The following is a 6,791-nucleotide window of genomic DNA, read 5'->3' as shown; positions in this document are numbered from 1 at the left end:
TCGCAAGAGATGCGATGGATGTCTGGTGATTTGTAGTCATAAATTTTAGTCCCCACTTGTTTTTAAGTGGGGACTAAATTAAGGCTTATAGGATGAATTCATAAGGTGTGTTCAGCGGACGCTTACCGTCAAGCACCACGAGATGGCTTAAGTACCGCGATGCAACCTTCTATATGGAATCGTTTGCATATCGATCCGTGGTTAACCACATTTATCATTTTAAATGCGGCACTCGGTTTAGTGACTTTATATAGTGCGTCTGGTCAAAATATCAGCATGGTCATTCGACAGAGTATAAGTTTCGCCATTGGCTTGGTTGTCATGTTTAGTCTGGCGCAGATTCCACCTAAGGTTTATCAGACTTTCAGCCCTTTTTTCTATGTATTCGGTTTACTTTGTCTAATTGCAGTCATGTTGGTTGGTGAAGTGCGTATGGGTGCGCAGCGTTGGCTAAGCATACCCGGTGTTGCAAGTGTTCAACCCAGTGAATTTATGAAAATTGGCATGCCGATGATGATGGCATGGTATCTATCCAAGTATGCTCTTCCACCAAAGTTTAAACAGATCTTTATTGCGCTGATATTAGTGGGTGTCCCTTTCTTATTAATTGCAGAACAACCCGACTTAGGTACATCTGCCTTAGTCCTTGCAAGCGGTATATTTGTATTGTTTCTTAGTGGCTTACCATGGTGGATGATTGGAAGTGCACTCGGTGCCGTTGCTGTACTCATTCCTCTCACTTGGGAGTTTTTACTACAGGATTATCAGAAAAAACGTGTCATGACTTTATTTGACTCTGAAGCAGATGCCTTAGGTGCGGGTTGGAACATTATTCAATCTAAAACGGCCATTGGCTCAGGTGGTATGTCGGGAAAAGGCTTTTTACAAGGCAGCCAATCACATCTGCATTTTTTACCCGAAGGTCATACAGATTTCATCATTGCGGCCTATTCTGAAGAATTTGGTTTTATTGGTATCTGTATTTTAGTTGTTCTGTATTTCGCTATCATCTTTAGTACTCTGCAAATTGGCTTAAATAGTTTCCATAACTATGGTCGATTGCTTGCCGGCGGCCTAGGTTTGTCTTTTTTTGTATATGTATTTGTGAATGCTGGCATGGTCAGTGGTATCTTACCCGTAACAGGTATTCCTCTACCTTTTATGAGCTATGGCGGCACAGCCATCATTACTTTAATGGCTGCTTTTGGCCAGGTGATGGCCATTCATACTCATCGCTAATGAAATTGGAATTTTTTTATTTATGTTAAATCGAAATTTTTATAAAAAACTTACACATATTGGCATTGTTGTCGGTTCTCTTTCTTTGACTAGTTTCTGTCAAGCCAACGACTTTCAATCTCATCCAGCCTATGCAGCCTTTAAACAAAATACCATGCAAACCTATGGTTTAAGTGAGAGTCAAGTTGACTGGGCCATGCAAGGTAGTAAAAACTTGCCCAACATTATTAACATTATGAATCGCCCTGGTGAATCAAAGCCTTGGTATCAATACAAAACCAACTTTTTAGCAGAGAGTACGATTCAACGTGGTGTGCGTTTTAAAAACCAATATGCAGATACATTAAATCGTGCAGAACAACAGTTTGGCGTACCACAATCTGTAATTCTCGGTATTTTAGGTGTTGAAACAGGATATGGCAGCAATAAAGGTAACTTTATTACCCGTGATGCACTTGCAACTTTAGGTTTCGGCTATGAACGCCGTGCGCAATATTTCCAAGATGAACTCGCAGCACTGATCGCTTGGTCATATAAAGATGGTGTTCCAACCAATTCTGTTGTGGGTTCTTATGCAGGTGCAGTTGGATATCCTCAATTTATGCCAAGCAACATTCCAAAATTTGGTGTGGATTACGACGGCAACGGTCATGTTGACCTTCGAAATTCAGCTGTAGATGCCATTGGCTCAATTGCAAACTACCTTGCAAATTATGGTTGGCAGCGTAATCAACCTATTGCCTTTGCCGCACGCTACTCAGGTAACAATCCAGATTCAATTATTGCCAAAGATTTAAATCAACCAACGCCGTACGGTGTTTTAAAGGCACAAGGCGTAACCCCTATGAATCCATTGGTAAAAATTGATGACCTCGATTTAGTCAATGTCATTCAATTGCAAGATAGTTATGGGCCAATTTATTACATTACCTACCCTAACTTTCAGGTCATTACTACCTACAATAAAAGCCGTATGTATGCGACAGCGCTGTGGCTTTTAGGCACTGAAATTACCAGTCGATAAGACTGGTGATTTACCAATAGATATAAAAGTCAATCTTTTTTTTAATTAAAATGGCTAAATTTCGCGCTTATTACATACAATGTTACAATATTGATCATTTTATGATCAATAAGTGTTATTTTTTTAGACAATTTCAAAGTATTTTAATTAAACACTAGACAGCCCTGTTAGCGCATGAATATTATCCATCTCGTTAAATGTAGTTGCAAAAGTGAAATATCAGACGTGTTTGTACGGATATCAGCGACTTAGTTGGATCAGACAAATATGCCATTGGGAGATAAACAATGCAGTCATCGATTATTAAATATGCCTTAGCGGTTGCCACGACAGTAGCCCTAAGTCAGTCACAAGCAGAGATGGTTCAATCATCGTCATTCAATCATGACAATGATAATTCTCGTCTAGCTGCACGTGTATTAAACAAAGAAGCTCAAAGCTTTAATTCAAATTTTACTAATTTAAGTAGCCTTTCAATCACTGAGCGTTCTGGCGATAAAATTCGTCGTGAAACAATCGCTGCTAAAATCGAAATCCCTGAAGATGAGCCTTCAGTGATTGAAAAGTTAAATACTGTTGCGTCTAACACTGTACGTAAATTCAGCCAAACAGGTACAGCGTCATGGTACGGTCGTCAATTCCATGGCCGTAAAACTGCTAGTGGTGAAACATTCGATATGAATGCATTAACCGCTGCTCACCGTAGCTTGCCACTCAACTGCTTTATTCGTGTAACCAACCGCAATAACGGTAAAAGTGTCGTTGTGAAAGTCAATGACCGCGGCCCATTCCATGGCAACCGAGTTCTAGATTTATCTTATGGTGCTGCAAAGCAATTAGGTATTACTAGTGCAGGTACAGCAAATGTCAGCATCGAGCGTGTAGACGGACCAAACTCATAATCCCAAATGAGTGACTGCATTTAACAAAACCACGCTTAGCGTGGTTTTTTATTTCCAGCACTTCATCCCCCTCACATTTTGAATATCCATTTTCGGTTTTTTCTATTTTTGACGCATTCTGAGTTCTGGTTTATATTTTGAACAATATTTCCATGATCAAGGATCGTCATGAAAACAATCAGTGAATGGTTTGATGAATATAGTGAAAGCCATCAGAACCAAACCAATAAATTAATCCATTGGGTTTGCGTTCCAACCATCTATTTTTCAATCGTAGGCATCTTGGCACATTTTAGTGTTTTACTTACAACGCTTCTTTTAGTACTTGCCTTTATTTTTTACGCGCGCTTAGACATCGTGCTTGCCGTCGCTATGGCTGTATTAACATCGGTTTTAGTGTGGCTAATTTGGGTCTTACCTGTAGGCTACGGATTTTATATTGGCTTATTCATTTTGGCCTGGATTGGGCAGTTTTACGGGCATAAAGTAGAAGGTAAGAAGCCATCTTTCTTCAAAGATCTTCAATTCCTCCTCATTGGCCCAATTTGGTGTATGGATACTTACCTAAACAAAGTACTACCAAATTGGAAAACTCGCCAAAAAACGCAAATGACAAGCATTTAGAGTACACTTAAATTTTAATTTGAAGAAAAGAGCTTTTTAACAGCTTTCTAGGTGCTTTTCCCCCTATTTTTTATATGGCTTTTTCAATACTATTTAGAATAAAACCACGTAAATATAAAAATAGAAAAGCACCAAACTTAAACTAATACTTAAAAGTAATTTTCGAGTTATACACGTGATAAGAATGGTCAATAGTGCGCCATAAAAATAGCTATTGGCCCATACCCCTTTCCACTCACCCTGTTCAAAAAAAATCACAGGACTAACAATTGAAATCATTAAGCAAGGTGCAGCATATTTCAACATATACAAGGCAAAGTTTGGCAAGCGAATCGTGGTTTTAGGTTCAAGAAATACATAGCGATTAAAAAAAGTGACAGCGGTCAACACAAACAATAAGTACCAACTCATGACTTGCTCCGCATAATATCCAACATTGCTGTAATTGCCATGCCAATCATACCCGCCGCTGCTAAGATTGCGGCATCAAAATTAAGCCAACTAAAAAATACTGCGAGTAATGCAGAAATTGTCATTCCTATGATTGCTAAATGATCTCTCATCACCAAAATAGCCATAACAATAAAAATAACCACAATGGAGAATTCCAAATGCAACACGGATAAGTCCGGAACGATTCTGGCTAAGTAAATCCCAACAGCACTAAAAGCCACCCAACTTATATAAAAGCTAAAACCCGCACCAATCAAATAACGGTAAGAATAATCTGGTTCACGCAGCACTGCTGTTGCATACAATTCATCCGTCAGGAAAAAACCCAACAGTACTCGCTTAAAGAATGGCAGCTTTAGAGCGTGATGCCTAAGTTGCAACGCATAAATAAAATGCTGACTGGTTAAGAAAAATATTGTCAGCACAATACTTAAGATAGATGCACCTGCTGACAGCATACTCAAACTCACCAATTGGGCTACACCCGCAAACACCAAAACTGACATGCCAAGTGCCTGCATAACACTTAAACCCGTATTGATTGCGACCGACCCTGCCAATATCCCCCAAGGAATAACGGCAAATGATAAGGGCAACATATCCAGCGCCCCTTTCCAAAAGCCCAAAGGGGCTCTATTTGGTGTGAGCTGATTTGTGTCGTATTTCATTTTAAATATTGCATCTCTATACGTGTGCAAATACTTTAAAATGAGCTTTAGTATTAAGACTTGAACAAAATTGCTGAGTTAAAGCTTTTAAGTATTTTTTCTAAGACGAGTATTTCTTGTAATTGTTTTTAAACCTAACATTTTATAAAAAATCTAAGATAAACCTTCTTAATGATTCAGCATGTATTGTGCAGGGGTACAACCAAGGGCTTTTTTAAAATGTCGATTAAAATGACTTTGATCTGAAAAGCCACATAATTGTGCTGTAAGCGCGATATCTTGACCAGTTTTTAATAATTTTAAAGATTTATGTAAGCGGCATTGCACCAACCATGCATGCGGTGGCAAGCCCGTATATTTTTTGAATTGTCGCAATAAATGCCAAGGACTCAATCCTACAATAGCTGCAAGATCAAATAATTGGTGATCTTTTTCTGGCTCATTTGCTAAGATATCTTGAATAAGCTGTATCTTTCTTTGTGCTTCTGGCAGATTTTGTAATGTTGGTTTTGTCTTTGCATGACGACTGAGTAAATAAGCCAAGGTCGATAAAAATAAGCTTTCTTTAAATAATGTATTTTGTGGTTGAATCAATAAGTCAAATAACAAATTTAATTGGATTGCCAGACCTTCATCATGCACAACTGCTTGCGGGAACCACGGAGCACTCCACGTCCTTTTAAAAAAATCCGTACTGATCTCAGCCATCATTTCAGGGGTTGGGTAAATTGCACGGTAGCACCAGCCTGAATCAACTGCAGATGAACCAGTATGTACCTCATCTGCATTCACCAAAATAATGTCACCTTTGGGTGCAATATGCTAATTACCAGTTCGCAAGAACGATTGCGCCCCTTCATCAATTAAACCGATACAATAACCTTCATGGGTATGTTTGGAAAATTCGGTTTCCTGATAAGATGCTTTCAGGAGCTCAAGTCCGCCTAATTCTTGAATATGCCAATAATCGACAAATTCATGTGCTTCTTTCTCTTGCATAACCGATTCCAGATCATCAACATTTTACTTTAACGTCTAAATTCGAGCTGCATAGAACAAAATTGCTCTCTTGTTAGTTTTTATTTTATAACCACTTTCAAAAAATGACGATTAAACACTGCAACCAATATCAGAACTATTGTGAAAATGATTAGTCGTTATTATTGATATGTTTTCCCGTTATGCTTTAACCAACCATCTGCATGGCGACCGTTAGGATCATGATGCGTCCAATGCATCACACCACCTTTATCAGAATATTCATACTCACCATAAAATTGTACTGTATCGCCTTTGTTTAAAGAGTCAATGCGTGGTGCTAAATCAATATTATGTGCGACCAATAAGGTCTGCCTATTTGATAATTCCAAAAGAAATTTCTGATGTCGACTACCCTCATTATCATCACGCAGTACCGCAATGACTTTACCAGAACCCTCAACCTGAACATTACTCAGCTTCTTGCTATATGCTTGCGCTATTAGTTCAGTGCCATGCGTAACTTTTTCTTCAGTCTGCTGCGTTGTTACTTCAGTTGCAGCTTTTGGCGTGTCAGGTACTGTCGCCTGCACATTCTCAGTTTTTTGTTGTTGCAGATCAATTCCATAATAAGCAGCAACTAATGCAACAATAACGCCGCCAATGGTTAGATTTGTTTTATTCGCCATAACATCAATAAATTCAATATTTGTCGCTAAGTATATCTTTGAAAATTAACCAATCACCAGTTTATCTACAATTCTTTATAGTTTTACTGTAAGCGTCCGCTGAACACACCTTATGAATTCATCCTATAAGCCTTAATTTAGTCCCCACTTAAAAACAAGTGGGGACTAAAATTTATGACTACAAATCACCAGACATCCATCGCATCTCTTGCGA

7 protein-coding genes and 1 pseudogene are annotated in these 6,791 nt (G+C 38.6%); 4 read left to right on the top strand and 4 right to left on the bottom strand.

What is annotated here, in order from left to right:
* The first annotated feature begins 159 nt into the window (after nucleotides 1-159).
* The 4 genes from rodA (at nucleotide 160) to FTT84_RS16320 (ending at nucleotide 3,789) form a co-directional block, all read left to right on the top strand.
* Nucleotides 160-1,239 (top strand): rod shape-determining protein RodA, encoded by a 1,080-nt coding sequence (gene rodA, locus FTT84_RS16335; RefSeq protein WP_180081862.1) that lies wholly within the window; start codon nucleotides 160-162, stop codon nucleotides 1,237-1,239.
* A 22-nt stretch (nucleotides 1,240-1,261) separates the two neighbouring features.
* Nucleotides 1,262-2,263 carry a lytic murein transglycosylase B gene (mltB, locus tag FTT84_RS16330; protein WP_067765084.1) on the top strand — a complete coding sequence of 334 codons (1,002 nt, stop codon included), beginning with the start codon at nucleotides 1,262-1,264 and terminating at the stop codon, nucleotides 2,261-2,263.
* A gap of 287 nt (nucleotides 2,264-2,550) precedes the next feature.
* Nucleotides 2,551-3,165: a septal ring lytic transglycosylase RlpA family protein gene (locus tag FTT84_RS16325; RefSeq protein WP_067765087.1), complete on the top strand. Its 615-nt coding sequence runs from the start codon at nucleotides 2,551-2,553 to the stop codon at nucleotides 3,163-3,165.
* Between the two features lie 168 nt (nucleotides 3,166-3,333).
* Nucleotides 3,334-3,789, top strand: coding sequence for a DUF962 domain-containing protein (locus FTT84_RS16320; protein ID WP_180081858.1), 456 nt, complete (start codon nucleotides 3,334-3,336; stop codon nucleotides 3,787-3,789).
* A 93-nt stretch (nucleotides 3,790-3,882) separates the two neighbouring features.
* Here the strand turns inward: FTT84_RS16320 and FTT84_RS16315 are convergent, their stop codons facing one another.
* The 4 genes and pseudogenes from FTT84_RS16315 to FTT84_RS16300 all read right to left on the bottom strand — a co-directional run bounded on the left by FTT84_RS16315 (nucleotide 3,883) and on the right by FTT84_RS16300 (nucleotide 6,577).
* Nucleotides 3,883-4,200 (bottom strand): AzlD domain-containing protein, encoded by a 318-nt coding sequence (locus FTT84_RS16315; RefSeq protein WP_180081859.1) that lies wholly within the window; start codon nucleotides 4,198-4,200, stop codon nucleotides 3,883-3,885.
* Complete coding sequence (locus FTT84_RS16310) at nucleotides 4,197-4,841, bottom strand: AzlC family ABC transporter permease (protein WP_257223435.1); 645 nt, start codon at nucleotides 4,839-4,841, stop codon at nucleotides 4,197-4,199. The genes FTT84_RS16315 and FTT84_RS16310 overlap by 4 nt, the downstream gene beginning before the upstream one ends.
* A 237-nt stretch (nucleotides 4,842-5,078) precedes the next feature.
* Nucleotides 5,079-5,909: pseudogene (locus tag FTT84_RS16305) on the bottom strand (AraC family transcriptional regulator).
* A 161-nt stretch (nucleotides 5,910-6,070) separates the two neighbouring features.
* Nucleotides 6,071-6,577: a DUF3465 domain-containing protein gene (locus tag FTT84_RS16300; RefSeq protein WP_180081861.1), complete on the bottom strand. Its 507-nt coding sequence runs from the start codon at nucleotides 6,575-6,577 to the stop codon at nucleotides 6,071-6,073.
* Between the last annotated feature and the right edge of the window lie 214 nt (nucleotides 6,578-6,791).

Source organism: Acinetobacter sp. YH01019 (assembly GCF_013420285.1).
Classification (GTDB): domain Bacteria; phylum Pseudomonadota; class Gammaproteobacteria; order Pseudomonadales; family Moraxellaceae; genus Acinetobacter; species Acinetobacter gandensis.
This window is presented reverse-complemented; position numbering and strand designations above follow the sequence as displayed.